This is a genomic window from Erythrobacter sp. (assembly GCF_024305245.1).
In the GTDB taxonomy this organism is placed as follows: Bacteria; Pseudomonadota; Alphaproteobacteria; order Sphingomonadales; family Sphingomonadaceae; genus Erythrobacter.
In genome coordinates, this window is record NZ_JAMWYX010000004.1 from 1 (window position 1) to 13,967 (window position 13,967).

The window sequence follows — 13,967 nt, forward strand, 5'->3', positions numbered from 1 at the left end:
TGAGCAAGGCGGAAAACTCCAGACCCGAGTGGTCCGACGTTGGGTAGCAGTGCACTTGCTGCAAACAGCAAAAATAAGCTTCGCCTGAGTCTTTTTGTAGAAATCTCTCCACCTTTGAGACCCGCCGTCATAATCCTGACACATTGCGCAAATTGATTGTAGTTCACTGTATACGTTTGCTTCATCCGAACGGATATCGCGGATGATTTCCTTAAGTTCAGCAATGCGATCGCGATACTCAGGATTTTTCAGACGAGGAGCATCAATTACGAATCCCTTCGTTGCAAATTGGACCAATTTGCCAGTTGCCCATTTCCGGAAGAGAGTAGCTTGCTTGGAGGAGACGCGGTACCCTACGGAAAGGACCATATCGAGATTGTGGAGGGTCACTGGCTTGGATGATCCAGCAATTTGCACTTTCTGCAAACTGCTCGCCTCTAACTCACCTTCATCCAGTATGTTATTGATGTGGCGAGAGATCGTAGATATGTCTCGCCCAAACAGCGCTGCAATCTGGGCCTGGGTCATCCACAACTGATCCCCTGCGTAATTGACTTCCACGTGTATTCCGGTGCCATCAGAATACACGAGGAACCGATCCCCGGTATCCTCATTCTCTTGCAGATGAACAGGCTCTAAATCCGACATACCGCCTCCGTGAACAAACACAGAACGGTACGCGAGATTTAGTCGAGTAGCCAGCCCTACATTGTCGCTTTTCCACCTTCCCGCGCAACCTCGCGCCAGCCGATGTCGCGGCGGCAGAAGCCGGATGGGAAATCGATCCTGTCGACCGCTGCGTAGGCGAGGCGCTGCGCCTCGGTCACGCTCGCGCCCATCGCCGTGACATTCAGCACGCGTCCCCCGTTCGCCGCCAGCGCGCCGTCTTTCAGCGCGGTTCCGGCGTGGAACACCTTTGCGCCTGCACACTCGGCGTAGTTCAGCGCAATCGCGCCGCCCTTTTCGGGCGTACCGGGGTAGCCGTTCGCCGCCATCACTACGGTGAGCGCGGTGTCGGGGCGGAATTGCGGTGCGATCCCGCTCAACTCGCCCTTGGCGCAGGCGAGCATGATTGCCGCCAGATCGCTCTGCAGCCGCATCATCAGCACCTGGCATTCGGGGTCGCCGAAGCGGGCGTTGTATTCGATCAGCTTCGGGCCGTCCGATGTCAGCATCAGGCCTGCAAACAGCACGCCGGAATAGGGATTGCCGTCTTCGCGCATGGTGCGCACGGTCGGCTCGATGATCTCCGCCATGACGCGGGCCTGCAATTCGGGGGTGAGCACCGGCGCGGGGGAGTATGCGCCCATGCCGCCGGTGTTCGGGCCCACATCGCCATCACCCACGCGCTTGTGATCCTGCGCCGATCCGAAGGGGAGAATCGCGGTGCCATCGGTCAACGCGAAGAAGCTCGCTTCCTCGCCGTGCATGAACTCCTCGATCACGACCTCGGCCCCGGCTTCTCCGAACTGGCCGCCGAACATGTCGGCCAGCGCGATCTCGGCAGCTTCGATGGTGTCGGCGATCACCACGCCCTTGCCCGCCGCCAGCCCATCGGCCTTGAGCACATAGGGCGGCGCAAAGCGGGTGAGCGCGGCGCGCGCGTCCTCCAGCGATGCGGTGCGGACGTAGCCTGCGGTGGGGATGCCCGCGCGGGCGCACAGGTCCTTGGTAAACCCCTTCGATCCTTCAAGCTGCGCGGCGGCCTGCGAGGGGCCGAACACCGGCACGCCTGCTGCGCGCAAGGCATTCGACAATCCGTCGACCAGCGGCGCTTCCGGCCCGATCACCACAAGGCCGATGGTCTTGTCGGCGCAGAACGCGATCACCGCGCCGTGGTCTGTCACATCCAGCGCCACCAGTTCCGCCTCCTCGGCAATGCCGGGATTTCCGGGGGCGGCGTAAAGATGCGTGCAGGCTGGGGATTGCGCCAACTTCCACGCCAGCGCATGTTCGCGGCCCCCAGACCCCAGAAGCAGGATATTCATGGCCCCTCCGCCGAACAGTGATGACCCAACCGGTCGTAACGATGCCGGGCTGGTAGCGCGTGACCGTGCGGGCGACAATGCGCAGCCGCTGACCATCAGCGAGATTTCCGCGCTGCTGAAGCGGACGGTCGAAGATCGCTTCGGCTTCGTGCGGCTGCGCGGGGAGCTTTCGGGGGTGAAGCGGGCTGCATCGGGGCATTTCTATTGCGCGCTGAAGGATGAAGGCGCGGTGATCGACGGGGTGATGTGGAAGGGCAACGCCGCGCGGCTGAACTTCCGCGCCGAGGACGGGCTGGAGGTGATCGCCACCGGCAAGCTGACGACCTATCCGGGGCGGTCGAAATATCAGATCGTGATCGACAGCCTCGAACTGGCGGGCGAGGGCGCGCTGCTGGCGCTGCTGGAAAAGACCCGCGCCCGGCTGGCGGCGGAAGGGCTGTTCGATGCGGGCAAGAAGCGCCGCCTGCCGTTCCTGCCGCAGGTGATCGGCGTGGTGACATCGCCCACCGGCGCGGTGATTCGCGATATCCTGCACCGGCTGGCAGATCGTTTTCCCACGCATGTGATCGTCTGGCCGGTGCTGGTGCAGGGCAATGGCGCGGCGGATCAGGTCGCGGCGGCGGTGCGCGGGTTCTCGGGCCTTGCCCCTGACGGCCCCATCCTGCGCCCCGATGTCGTGATCGTGGCGCGCGGGGGCGGGTCGATCGAGGATCTGTGGAGTTTCAACGAGGAAGCGGTGGTGCGCGCCATCGCAGAATGCTCGATCCCCGTGATCTCCGCCGTGGGGCACGAGACCGATACGACGCTGGCCGACTACGCTGCCGACCGCCGCGCGCCCACGCCTACGGCGGCAGCGGAGATGGCGGTGCCGGTGCGCGCCGATCTGGCACTGACGCTGGCCGATCTCGGCACCCGTCAGCGGCGCTGCGTCTATCGCCCGGTTGAACTGGGGCGCGAACGGCTGGCGGCGCGGGTGCGGATGCTGCCCAAGCCTGAAAACCTGCTGCAACCGCAGGCGCAGCGGCTCGACGATCTGGCAGAGCGGCTGCGGCGCGGGCTGGGCGAGCGTTCGGCCAAGGGGCGTGAGCGGCTGGCAGGCGCAGCGGCGCGGCTATCGCCCAGCTTGCTCGCCCGCAGCATCGCCGAAGCCCGGCGACGGCTCGATCGTGCCGGTCTGACCCCTGCACTGGTGCAACGCCCGGCCCGTGACGCCGCCGAACGCCTCGCCCGCGCGCGGCTGGTGCCTGCGCTGGTCGAACGGCCCTTGCAGCGCGGTGCGGACCGGCTGGGAGCGCTCACACGGGTGATGAGCCAGCTTCATCCCGAAAAGCCGCTCGCGCGCGGCTATGCCATTATCCGTGATGCTGCGGGCAAGGCGCTCACCTCCCGCGCCGAGGCTGCGGGGGAGCCGGCGCTGGTGGTGCAATTGCGCGACGGCAGGCTGGATGTCGTGCCAGCAGGCGCTGCTCCGCCTCCTGCAGCCCCGCCAAAGCAGCGCCCGGGTGCGCCCAAACGCTCCGGCCCGGCACAAGAAGATTTGTTCGGATAGCTGCGCGGTGCTATCGGAAGCGCCATGCTGATGTCCTCCGCCGACAAGACCGCCAAGCTTTACTATGGCCCCTCCAGCTTCCGGGTGCTGCGCCCGGGCAATCACGTGCTGTGCGCCGTGACGGGCGAGCCGATCCCGCTCACAGAACTGCGGTATTGGAGCGCCGAGCGGCAGGAGCCCTATGCCTCGTGCGAAATCGCCACGCGCCGCTTGCTCGGCTCCGATACCACCGGTCAATAGCGGCAGGTGGCGCGCGGCAAGCGGCTGCTTGCGGCCGGCGGCATTGCGCTGCTGTGCGCGCCGGGTACGTGGCTGCGCAGCGAGATCGTCACCACGCCGCCGCGCGATATCGCTGTCGAACAGGTGCAGGATGCCGGCCCCGCCGATCAGACCGGGTGGCAGGTCGCCGGGGTCTGGCACTATCGCGCCGGGGGCCTGCGCTTCGGCGGCTTTTCCGCATTGCTGGCTTTGGGGCCGGGCAAGCTGCGCGCCTTTTCCGACCGCGGTTACCGCATCACCCTGACCGAACCCGATGGCCCAGCGCCGACCCAGGGCATGAACCGGCAGCAGGTCGAACGCGGCGCGGAAAATGACCTGCTCGACGCCGAATCCGCCACCCGCGATCCCGGAAGCGGGGCTTACTGGATCGGTTACGAGCAGGTTCACACGATCCAGCGCAACACGATCGCCAGCTACCCCGATGGGCTGCGCGACCTGCGCCCGATTGTCGACTGGGCGGAAAACGGCGGGGCCGAGGCGATGGTGCGCTTGGCCGACGGGCAATTCGTGCTGCTGCCCGAATGCTGCGACCGCGGGCTGATCTTTCCCGGTGATCCGGTGGCCGGAGGCATGCCCGCCGAATTCCGCTTTGTTGCGCCGGCGCCCGATTACGTCGCGACCGATATCACGCAGCTGCCCGATGGACGATTGCTGGTGCTGATGCGCCGGTTGGTGCGGCCCTCGCCCGACGCCTGGCCGCCGTTCTCGACCCTGCTGGTCATCGGCGAAGCGCCGGAGGAGGGCGGGACATTCGCGCCGGAAACTACGCTACGGCTTGATCCGGTGATACCGCGCGAGAATTACGAAGGGTTGGCGGTGCGCCCGCGCACGGATGGGCGGGTCGACGTGTGGCTGATCGCGGACGACAATTTCTCGGTCATCCAGCGCACCTTGCTGGTCAAGCTGGTGTTCGACCCGAAGGCCTGAAGCGGACAAACGAAAAGCGCCCGGGTAAACCCGAGCGCCTCGTTCATGCTACCGTCCCCGAAGGGACAGCGCCGATCAGGCGGCAGCCTGTGCCTTCACCAGTTCGCGCTTCACCTTCAGCGCGTTGGCCGAAAGCTTTTCGTCGTTGGTCTTGAGCAGCCAGTTATCGAGCCCGCCATTGTGCTCGACCGAGCGCAGACCGTGGGTCGACACGCGGAACTTGAAGCTGCGATCGAGCTTTTCGCTCATCAGCGTCACGTTCTGCAGGTTGGGCAGGAACACGCGCTTGGTCTTGTTATTGGCGTGGCTGACATTGTGGCCGGTCATACGGCCCTTGCCGGTCAGTTCGCAGATGCGCGCCATGGTCTCGTCTCTTCTCGTAAAGTTCGGGTCTAATCCGGGAAAGCGGCGCGCATAACGGGGCATAGCCGAATCGTCAAGCAAGTTGCGTACGTCGCCACTGGCCGTGCGCCAGTACCCCGCAACACCGCGTGATCGGCGGCGCATGGGGGGGCGCGCTTTCCCAACCCATGTTAGGGGCATAGCGCAGCTAGCACAGCTATGCACCTGCGTCCGTCCGTGGGAACCGCCCCCGGCCCGAGACGCGCAGGAGAAAAGAATATGAAGCGATTGATCGCCACCAGCCTTATCGTCCCCTTTGCATTGGGACTCGCCGCGTGCGATGTCGACCAGACGGAAGAAGGCGAAATGCCCGAGGTCAATGTCGAAGGCGGCAACATGCCCGAATATGACGTCGAAACCGCCGATGTCGATGTCGGCACCGAGGAGAGGACGGTCGAGGTTCCCGATGTCGATGTCACTATGCCTGACGCCGAAGGCGAGCCAGTCACCGGCGACGAATAACGCGCATCACAGCGCCGTAACCGGGCGCGCCGCGTGAAGCAGGCGGGGTTCCGCAGCTTCATGGGGCGCGCCCTTTCGCTTGCCCGCGCCGGAGCGGCGGCGGGCGAAGTGCCGATCGGCGCCGTGGTGGTGAAGGACGGGGCCATCATCGCCGAGGCGCATAATACCCCGCGCACCGATCACGATCCGACCGCCCATGCCGAGATTCTCGCGATCCGCCGCGCCGCAAAGGCGCTGGGCGACGAACGCCTGATCGGTTGCGAATTGTGGGTCACGCTGGAACCCTGCGCGATGTGTGCCGGTGCGATCGCTCATGCGCGCATCGCCCGGCTGTACTACGCCGCCAGCGATCCCAAGGGCGGCGCGGTCGAACATGGCGCGCGGGTGTTCGACCAACCCCAGTGCCTCCACCGACCCGAGGTCTATTCCGGAATCGCCGAAGACGAAGCGGCGGACCTGCTGCGCGACTTCTTCAAGGCGCGCCGGTAAGCGGTAACCGCTGCGCCCATTGGCGCGTCCGACGATCGTCCATCGGCAAACCGCATCACAGTTATCACGATAAGCCGTTTCTGCCGCGCGCCCGGCGGTTATAGGGCTGCGTTGCGCCGCCGATGACAGCCAAGGTTTGGGCTGCTGACGGACGGCGCTTTCAACGAAATAAATCGGGGTTCGATCATGACATTCAGACTGAAGGGGCTTCTGCTCCTGTCTTCCAGCCTTCTCATTGCGCAGCCGATCATGGCGACACCGCCCGGCTTCAATGAACCGGGCATGGGCCGCGTCGGCGTGCCGCAGGGCCAGTCAGCGCCGCGCTCGGTCCAGGATTGGTGGCCGAACGTGGTCGATCTCGGCCCTCTGCGGCAGAACGAATATGACGCCGATCCCAATGGCGCAGACTTCGATTACGCCAAGGAGTTCGCCAAGCTCGATCTCAAGGCGGTGAAGGCCGACATCAACACCGCGCTGACCGATTCGCAGGATTGGTGGCCGGCGGATTACGGCAACTATGCAGGGCTGCTCATCCGCCTCGCGTGGCATTCGGCTGGCACCTATCGTTCGGGCGACGGACGCGGGGGTTCGGATGGCGGGCAGATCCGGTTCGAACCGCTCAATTCCTGGCCCGATAACGGCAATCTCGACAAGGCCCGCCGCGTGCTGTGGCCGGTGAAGCAGAAATATGGCGCGGCCCTGTCGTGGTCGGACCTGATCATCCTGTCGGGCAACGTCGCGCTGGAGAACACCGGCTTCACAACCTACGGCTTTGCCGGTGGCCGCGATGATGCGTGGGAGCCGGAGCTGGTCTATTGGGGCCCGGAAACCAAGTTCCTGACCTCGGAGCGGAATGCCGAAGGCGAAAATCTCGACAGCCCGCTCGCTGCGTCGGAACTGGGGCTGATCTACGTCAATCCCGAAGGGCCGGAAGGCAACCCCGATATTCTCGCATCGGCGCAGCAGATCCGCACCACCTTTGCGCGGATGGGCATGAATGACGAGGAAACCGTCGCCCTGATCGTCGGCGGCCACACCATCGGCAAGATGCACGGCGCGCGCAAGGCAGCCGATTGCGTCGGCAAGGAACCGGCAGCCGAAGGCGTTGAGGCGCAGGGCTTCGGCTGGAAGAACAAGTGCGGCACCGGGGTCGGCAAGGATGCCACCACCAGCGGGCTGGAAGGCGCATGGACGGCGACGCCGGTCAACTGGAGCAGCAACTATCTCGACAACCTCTATGCCTTCGAATGGAAGCTGACCACCAGCCCGGCAGGCGCCAAGCAGTGGGAGCCGGTCAACGCCGATCAGGTCAAGTTCGTCCCCGACGCGTTCGATCCGGAAAAGACCCACGCGCCGGTGATGCTGACCACCGATCTCGCGCTGCGGTATGACCCGGCTTACGGCGAAATCACCCAGCGCTGGGTCAAGAACCCCAAGCTGATGGACGAAGCCTTTGCCCGTGCGTGGTTCAAGCTCACCCACCGCGATATGGGGCCGAAGGCGCGCTATGTCGGGGCCGAAGTTCCGGCGGAAGACCTGCTGTGGCAGGACCCGCTGCCGGTTGCCGATTACGCCGTGATCGAAGCGGGCGATATCGCCGCGCTCAAGAGTGCGATCCGCAACACCGGCCTGACCCGTTCGGAACTGGTGCGCACGGCATGGGCCTCGGCTGTCACCTTCCGCGACACCGACATGCGCGGCGGTGCCAATGGCGCACGTATCCGGCTTGCTCCGCAGAAGGATTGGGGCGTCAATGATCCCGAAGTGATCGCCCGCGTGGTGACCGCGCTCGAAGGCGTGCAGGCCAGCTTCAACGCGCGTTCGGGTGCGAAGCGGGTGTCGATCGCCGATCTCGTCGTGCTCGGCGGCGTGGTTGCGGTGGAAGATGCGGCCAAGGCGGCGGGTCACACCGTCACCGTGCCGTTCACGCCGGGCCGGGTCGATGCGACCGATGCCCACACCGATGCCGAATCCTTCGAACTGCTGCGCCCTGCGGCAGACGGTTTCCGCAACTTCACCAGCGACCGCGCCCGTCGCTCACCCAGCGAAATGCTGGTCGATCAGGCCGATACGCTGACTCTGACAGTGCCGGAGATGGCGGTGCTGGTGGCGGGGATGCGGATGCTCGATGCCAACACCGGCGGCGCGAAGCACGGGGTGTTCACCGACCGTCCCGGCACGCTCGGGAACGACTTCTTCGTGAACCTGCTCGACATGGGCAATGAATGGAAGCCGGCGGCCGATACCAACGGCGTGTTCGAGGGCCGCGACCGCAAGACCGGCGCCCTGAAGTGGACCGCGACCGAAGTCGATCTGGTGTTCGGTTCCAATTCGGAACTGCGCGCCGTTGCCGAGGTCTATGCCGTCAATCGCGGCGGGGCGAAGTTCGTCGCCGATTTCGCGCAGGCGTGGAACAAGGTGATGATGCTCGACCGCTTCGATCTGCGCTGACGCTGCGATACCCTGAGGCGCCGGGCTTTGCCGCCCGGCGCCTCAGTATTTGCGGCTGGCGAGCTCGGCGCCTTCGGCCAGCGCAGCGAGCTTCGCCCAGACAATTTCGGGGTCGAGCGCATTGCTGCCCGCATGAACCGAGAACCCGCAATCGACCCCGGCCATCACCCGCTCTACCCCCAGCAGATCGGCATAGCGCCCGATGCGCTGGGCGATCAGTTCGGGGTGTTCGATATAGGGAGACTGCGGCTCGACCATGCCGGGGCACAGGATCTTGTCGTCTGGCAGCGGGTTCGCTTCAAAAAACGCGAATTCATGCGCGTGACGCGGGTTGGCGCCTTCGATCAGCACGGTCTGCGGCTTGGCGGTCCAGACGATATCGGCGATCTCTGTCAGGGCCACGTCGCAGTGGTGCGGGCCGGGATAGTTGCCCCAGCACAGATGCATCCGCAGTTGCTCCGCCGGGATGTTCTGCACCGCATGGTTGAGCGCGGCAATGTTCATGCCGATCCGCTTGCGGAAGTCTTCGAGGCTCAGATGCGTGAACTGCACATGGCGGCCCATCGCGAGGTCGGGGCAATCGACCTGCAAGGTGATGCCCGCCGCTGCGATCGTCTCGTATTCGTGGCGCAGGCCTTCGGCGAGGGCGAAGACATATTCCTCGTCACTGGCGTAGAACTGGTTGGGGAAGAACAGCGCGGTCACGCCGGGCGATGCGGCGGACATGAAGGTGGCGTGGCCATTGGCGAGCCGCACCAAACGCTCGGCGTCGATGCGCGGCGCTTCCATGTCGATGACGGTGATCGGCGCGGTGCAGGCAGGGGCGGAACGCTTGGCCCGGCCCTTGTTGCCGAACACCTGCGCCTTCGCGCCGGGGAAAGCCTCAAGGTCAGCGAATTCATACTGCCCGGCCTCACCGCCGAAGCCCGACAGGCGGTGCTTGATATAGGTGGCGTAGCTGGGCTTGGACTGTTCGCCATCATTCACGATCGATATGCCCGCTTCGATCTGGCGCTTGATGACATAGGCCGTGGCTTCTTCCACCGCCGCATCGAAATCGGCTTCGGACACCGGCTCGCCGCCTTCGCGCGCGAAGACCAGATCAAGCAGCGCTTCGGGGCGCGGCAGGCTGCCGACATGGGTGGTAAGAAAGCGGGTGCGGGTCATTGGTATGGCCTTGTCTGGGGGGCGGTCAGATTGCGCAGGAATGCAGCGACCAGCGCGTCGAATCGAGCGGGGTTATCAGCGTTGGCGAGATGGCCGGCCTCCGGCACCGCCGCGTGCATGGCGCGCGGCGCGATGTCGGCCAGCGCGGCAGCACAGGCCCGGCGCCACGGCGTATCGTGCTCTCCCGTCAGCGCCAGCACCGGCACGGCCAGCGTGCGCAGCACATCGCGCGGCAGGGCGGGCGGTTCCGACAAGGCGGCAAGATCGCGCCCGTCGTAATCGGCAAGCATCGCGGCGAGCAGCGCGTGCGCCTCACGCGAGTGCGCCTGCATCAGCGGGTGCAGCGCCCAGTCGCGCCGCAGCGCCGCCAGATCGCCTGCCGCCGCCCACTCGCGGTAGGTATCGATCTCGATCACCTCTTCGCGCGGCACCAGTGCCGGCAGCGGCGCGCCCGAGACGACCACACCGGTCAAGCGCGATGCGAACATGCGCGCCACATCGAGCGCCACGGCCGCGCCCTGCGACAGACCGAGCAGCGCGAACCGGTCAAGCCCGAGAGAATCGGCCATCGCGATCACATCCTCGGCCTCGCGCGCCAGATCGGGCGGTGCGGTGGCTCCCCCGCAGCCGCGCCGGTCGGGCATGATGAGGAAGTGCTGCGATCCGAGCCCTTCGATCTGCGGAGTCCACATCCGGTGATCGAGCGTCCAGCCGTGCAGCAGGATAATGGGCGTGCTGCCGCTCTCCATCGCCCCTGCCAGCGCGACTGGCAGCGTGCCGCCGTCGACGGCGACCTCGTCATAAATAGCCGTGTTACCGGGAGCAGGAGCAGCCATCATAGAACGCGCGCCCGCTGCCGCGATCAGGCGGCTTCGTCGGCGCGGAACGGGTTGTTGTTGTGGTGCTGCCCGGCCAGCCAGCGCTTCAGTTCACCATGCGCCGCCGCGCGGCGTTCGGCATCCAGTGGTTCGGCGCGCGGATCATCGTGGGTAAATTCGATGATCATGCCGTTGGGATCGGTGACATAGACCGAGCGGCAATAGCCATGCTCAAGCGTGTAGGTCTGCGGCTCGGTGATCCCGGCGGCGCGGATGCGGTGTTCCAGTTCGACCTGCGCATCGGCATCGACCTGAAGCGCGATGTGGATGAACGGACTCGAGGGAATGTCCGGCCCGAATTCGGCCTGATCGTCGGGATCGGCGAACTGGAAGAATGCCAGCGCGCTGCCATCGGCCAGTTCGAAGAACACGTGGCAATAGACGCGCTCCTTGCCGAACAGCTCGTCCTTCTCGCAATAGGTCGCCATCAGGGGGAAGCCGAGCACGTCCTCGTAAAAGGCGCGGGTCGCCTCCAGATCCTTGGTCACATAGGCGGTGTGGTGAAGTCGGTTGGCGAGGATTCTGGTCATCGTGCTCTCTCCATCAGTGCTTCGAACAATCAGACGGCCAGCTTGCCCGCGATTGTGGCCACGTGTTCGCCCTGAAACCGCGCGCCGGCAAGTTCGTTGTCACTCGGCATCCGACTGCCGTCGTTCCCCGCCAGCGTGCTCGCGCCGTAAGGCGTGCCGCCGCTGATCTCGCCCATTTCGGAATTACCCTTGAAGGTGTAGGGTAGCCCCACGATCACCATGCCGTGATGCAGCAGGGTGGTGTGGAACGAGGTGATGGTGGTCTCCTGTCCGCCGTGCTGGCTGGCGGTGGAGACGAACACCGAACCGACCTTGCCGACCAGCTTGTTCTGGAACCACAACGGGCCGGTCTGATCGAGGAAGTTCCGCATCTGTGCCGCCATGTTGCCAAAGCGGGTGGGTGTGCCGAAGATGATCGCGTCGTAATCCGCCAATTCATCCGGGGTCGCAATCGGAGCCGACTGATCGAGCTTCACACCTGAAGCTTGCGCAATCTCCTCCGGCACCAGTTCGGGCACGCGCTTGACCACAACCTCGGTGCCGGGGACGCTGGCTGCACCCTCGGCCACCGCAGCGGCCATCGCTTCGATATGGCCATAGCTCGAATAGTAGAGCACCAGCACCTTGGTCATGTCGCGTATCCTTTAAAACTTGTAGCCGACCTCGACACCATAACGCCGCGGACGCGCGCGGAAAACGAATCCGCCCGGAGAAAACTCCGCGTTGTAGGTTTCATCGAACAGGTTGGCGGCGAATGCGGTGACGGACACGCCGTCGAACGTCACCCCGGCGCGCGCATCGACGATGTCGACGGGCTCACGCACGGTGGTGTTGAACGGTTCCCACCAAGTCTTGCCGGTGCGGCGGTAATCGATCCGCAGCAGGCCATCGAGCGTGTCGGTCAGCGCCCCGGCATATTGCGCGCCGAGGTTGATGGTGTAGCGCGAGATCTGCGGCGCCTCGTTCCCGATCACCGTCGGATCGGGGAATTCCTTGATCTCGCTATCGGTCACGCCGATTGCGGCGTTGATATCGAAGTCGGGCAGCACTTCCGCGCTCGCTTCGAGTTCGAAGCCGTTGATCCGCGTCTCGGGAATATTGCCGAGGTTCTGGGTCGAGGACTGGGCCAGGAAGACGAAGAAATAGCTGTTCTTCGACAGGGTCGTGTAGGCCGCGCCCGCCAGCCTCACGGGGCCGATCTGCGCCTTGGCACCGACTTCGAAGGTGTCGGCCGTTTCCGCTTCGAAGATGTCGCCCACGCCGACAATGCCGGCGTTCACCGATTCCGCGCCCACGCCGGTCTGGTTGAAGCCGCCCGAACGGAAGCCGCGGCTGTATCCGCCGTAGATGGTCAGATCGGGGGTGGGTTCGTAGGTCAGGGTCAGCTTGGGCTGCCAGTCGTCGAAGATCGCGGTGCGCACTTCGCCGCTTTGCGCCGTCGGCACGCCCGGCACCACCGGCAGGAAGCCCTGCGGGGTCAGCGTGGTCTGGCGGCGCTTGTCACGGTCGTAACGCAAGCTGGCATCGACGCGGAATTCGGGCGACAATTCATACCCGGCATTGGCGAACAGCGCCCACGCGAAATTGTCCTGCCCGTCGGACAAAAAGCTGAACTGCGGGTTCAGCGGATTGGTCGACGGGGTGCGGAACACCGGGAAGACGCCGTTGCCGGTGTCGATCATGTTGCCGGTGGAAATGAACCGCTGCGTATCGATCAGATAGCCGCCGACCATCCAGTTGAAGCGCCCGCCATCGGTGGGCGAGGCGAGTCGCACTTCCTGACTGAAGGCCTCGACATCGAGGAACTGGCTCTGGTTGAGGTCGAACCCGTTGCCGGGGCCGAAGATGCCCTCAAACAGGTTGAAGAAGAAGCTGTCCTCGATCGGCAGGAAGTCGAACGCGTCGCCGGTCAGCACTTCTTCGAGCGTGTCATACGACGAGATCGAGGTGAAGACGGCATTGTCGCCTTCATATTCGACCTTGAGCGAGACATTGTTGATGTCGCGGTCGTTCTGGCCCGGATTGTTGACCCGTACCGGGGCGATATCGTTCACGTCGGCAACGATGTTGTAATACAGCCCCTGGGTGCGCAGCCGGTTGATCGACCCGCGCACATCGAAGGTCAGCCGGTCGGTCGCTTCCACCAGCAGATTGGCGCGCAGGGAGTAGTCCTCGACCGGGTCGGCATCTTCGCCCAGGAAGGTATTGGGGATGAATCCGTCGGTGTTGTAATAGGAACCGGCCACGCGGAAGAACGCATTCTCCGCCACCGGCCCGCTCACCCCGCCGCGCAGGAAATAGCCGAAGCCATTGTCGATCCCGGCGGTGACATTGCCCGAAAATTCATCGGTCGGCTGCTTGGTGGTGATGATGATCGCGCCGCCGATGGCGTTACGACCATAGAGACCGCCCTGCGGCCCCTTGAGCACTTCGATCTGCTCGATATCGAACAGATCCTGGTTGAATTGCGCGGGGTTTACTTGTTGCACCCCGTCGACAATCACTGCGACCGAAGGCTCGGAATTGCGGTTCTGGGTGATCCCGCGAATGATGACGAAGGCGTTGCCCGCGTTCTGCGTCTCGACCAGCGTGACGTTGGGGGTCAGCGCGATGAAATCCGCCGGACGTTCGATCCCGGCGTTCTCGATCGCCTGCGCATTGAAGGCTGTGACCGCGGCCGGAGTGTCCTGCAGGCTTTCCTCGCGCCGCAGGCCGGTGACGATGATGCCCTGATCTTCGGCCTCGTCCGCAGCGGGTGTTCCCGCATCCTGCGCCTGAAGCGGCACTGCCGCGAGCGTCGCGGTTGCAAGCGCCATTGCACTGACGAGCCTGGAGCCCCGGTTCT

14 protein-coding genes are annotated in these 13,967 nt (G+C 64.7%); 6 read left to right on the forward strand and 8 right to left on the reverse strand.

Annotated elements, in window-relative coordinates:
- Together rhuM and purD are read right to left on the reverse strand one after the other, a co-directional pair.
- Positions 1–648, reverse strand: a 648-nt coding sequence (gene rhuM, locus Q0L48_RS06760) for a RhuM family protein (RefSeq protein WP_296718812.1), incomplete at its 3' end; no start/stop codon positions are given.
- A gap of 56 nt (positions 649–704) precedes the next feature.
- Positions 705–1,988, reverse strand: a complete 1,284-nt coding sequence (purD, locus tag Q0L48_RS06765; RefSeq protein ID WP_296718813.1) for a phosphoribosylamine--glycine ligase — start codon at positions 1,986–1,988, stop codon at positions 705–707.
- Between purD and xseA the strand changes: the two genes are divergently transcribed.
- From xseA to Q0L48_RS06780, 3 genes are read left to right on the forward strand one after another with little or no spacing between them, the layout of a single operon-like run.
- Positions 1,987–3,537 carry an exodeoxyribonuclease VII large subunit gene (gene xseA, locus Q0L48_RS06770; RefSeq protein ID WP_296718814.1) on the forward strand — a complete coding sequence of 517 codons (1,551 nt, stop codon included), beginning with the start codon at positions 1,987–1,989 and terminating at the stop codon, positions 3,535–3,537. The genes purD and xseA overlap by 2 nt on opposite strands.
- Before the next feature lie 24 nt (positions 3,538–3,561).
- Entirely contained in the window at positions 3,562–3,777 is a 216-nt protein-coding gene (locus tag Q0L48_RS06775) for a DUF2093 domain-containing protein (protein ID WP_296718816.1), read from the forward strand.
- 6 nt (positions 3,778–3,783) lie between these two features.
- On the forward strand, positions 3,784–4,743 hold the full coding sequence (locus Q0L48_RS06780; RefSeq protein WP_296718818.1) for an esterase-like activity of phytase family protein: 960 nt from the start codon (positions 3,784–3,786) through the stop codon (positions 4,741–4,743).
- A gap of 75 nt (positions 4,744–4,818) precedes the next feature.
- Here the strand turns inward: Q0L48_RS06780 and rpmB are convergent, their stop codons facing one another.
- A complete protein-coding gene (gene rpmB / locus Q0L48_RS06785) occupies positions 4,819–5,106 on the reverse strand; it encodes a 50S ribosomal protein L28 (RefSeq protein ID WP_296718820.1) in 288 nt (95 codons plus the stop codon).
- A gap of 258 nt (positions 5,107–5,364) precedes the next feature.
- Here rpmB and Q0L48_RS06790 point away from each other — a divergent pair, with 258 nt between their 5' ends.
- The 3 genes from Q0L48_RS06790 to katG all read left to right on the forward strand — a co-directional run bounded on the left by Q0L48_RS06790 (position 5,365) and on the right by katG (position 8,547).
- Positions 5,365–5,607, forward strand: coding sequence for a hypothetical protein (locus Q0L48_RS06790; RefSeq protein ID WP_296718822.1), 243 nt, complete (start codon positions 5,365–5,367; stop codon positions 5,605–5,607).
- A gap of 60 nt (positions 5,608–5,667) precedes the next feature.
- The gene (locus Q0L48_RS06795; RefSeq protein WP_296719668.1) at positions 5,668–6,096 is read left to right on the forward strand and encodes a nucleoside deaminase; all 429 of its coding nucleotides are present in this window, start codon (positions 5,668–5,670) and stop codon (positions 6,094–6,096) included.
- 186 nt (positions 6,097–6,282) lie between these two features.
- Positions 6,283–8,547 (forward strand): catalase/peroxidase HPI, encoded by a 2,265-nt coding sequence (gene katG / locus Q0L48_RS06800; RefSeq protein WP_296718825.1) that lies wholly within the window; start codon positions 6,283–6,285, stop codon positions 8,545–8,547.
- A gap of 42 nt (positions 8,548–8,589) precedes the next feature.
- Here katG and Q0L48_RS06805 read toward each other — a convergent pair whose 3' ends face one another.
- From Q0L48_RS06805 to Q0L48_RS06825, 5 genes are read right to left on the reverse strand one after another with little or no spacing between them, the layout of a single operon-like run.
- Complete coding sequence (locus tag Q0L48_RS06805) at positions 8,590–9,714, reverse strand: cobalamin-independent methionine synthase II family protein (RefSeq protein WP_296718826.1); 1,125 nt, start codon at positions 9,712–9,714, stop codon at positions 8,590–8,592.
- Positions 9,711–10,553, reverse strand: a complete 843-nt coding sequence (locus Q0L48_RS06810) for an alpha/beta hydrolase (protein ID WP_296718827.1) — start codon at positions 10,551–10,553, stop codon at positions 9,711–9,713. The genes Q0L48_RS06805 and Q0L48_RS06810 overlap by 4 nt, the downstream gene beginning before the upstream one ends.
- 23 nt (positions 10,554–10,576) lie before the next feature.
- Complete coding sequence (locus Q0L48_RS06815) at positions 10,577–11,122, reverse strand: VOC family protein (protein WP_296718830.1); 546 nt, start codon at positions 11,120–11,122, stop codon at positions 10,577–10,579.
- Between the two features lie 29 nt (positions 11,123–11,151).
- Positions 11,152–11,754, reverse strand: coding sequence for an NAD(P)H:quinone oxidoreductase (gene wrbA, locus Q0L48_RS06820; RefSeq protein WP_296718832.1), 603 nt, complete (start codon positions 11,752–11,754; stop codon positions 11,152–11,154).
- A 12-nt stretch (positions 11,755–11,766) separates the two neighbouring features.
- Positions 11,767–13,938, reverse strand: coding sequence for a TonB-dependent receptor (locus tag Q0L48_RS06825; RefSeq protein ID WP_296718834.1), 2,172 nt, complete (start codon positions 13,936–13,938; stop codon positions 11,767–11,769).
- Positions 13,939–13,967: the final 29 nt, after the last annotated feature.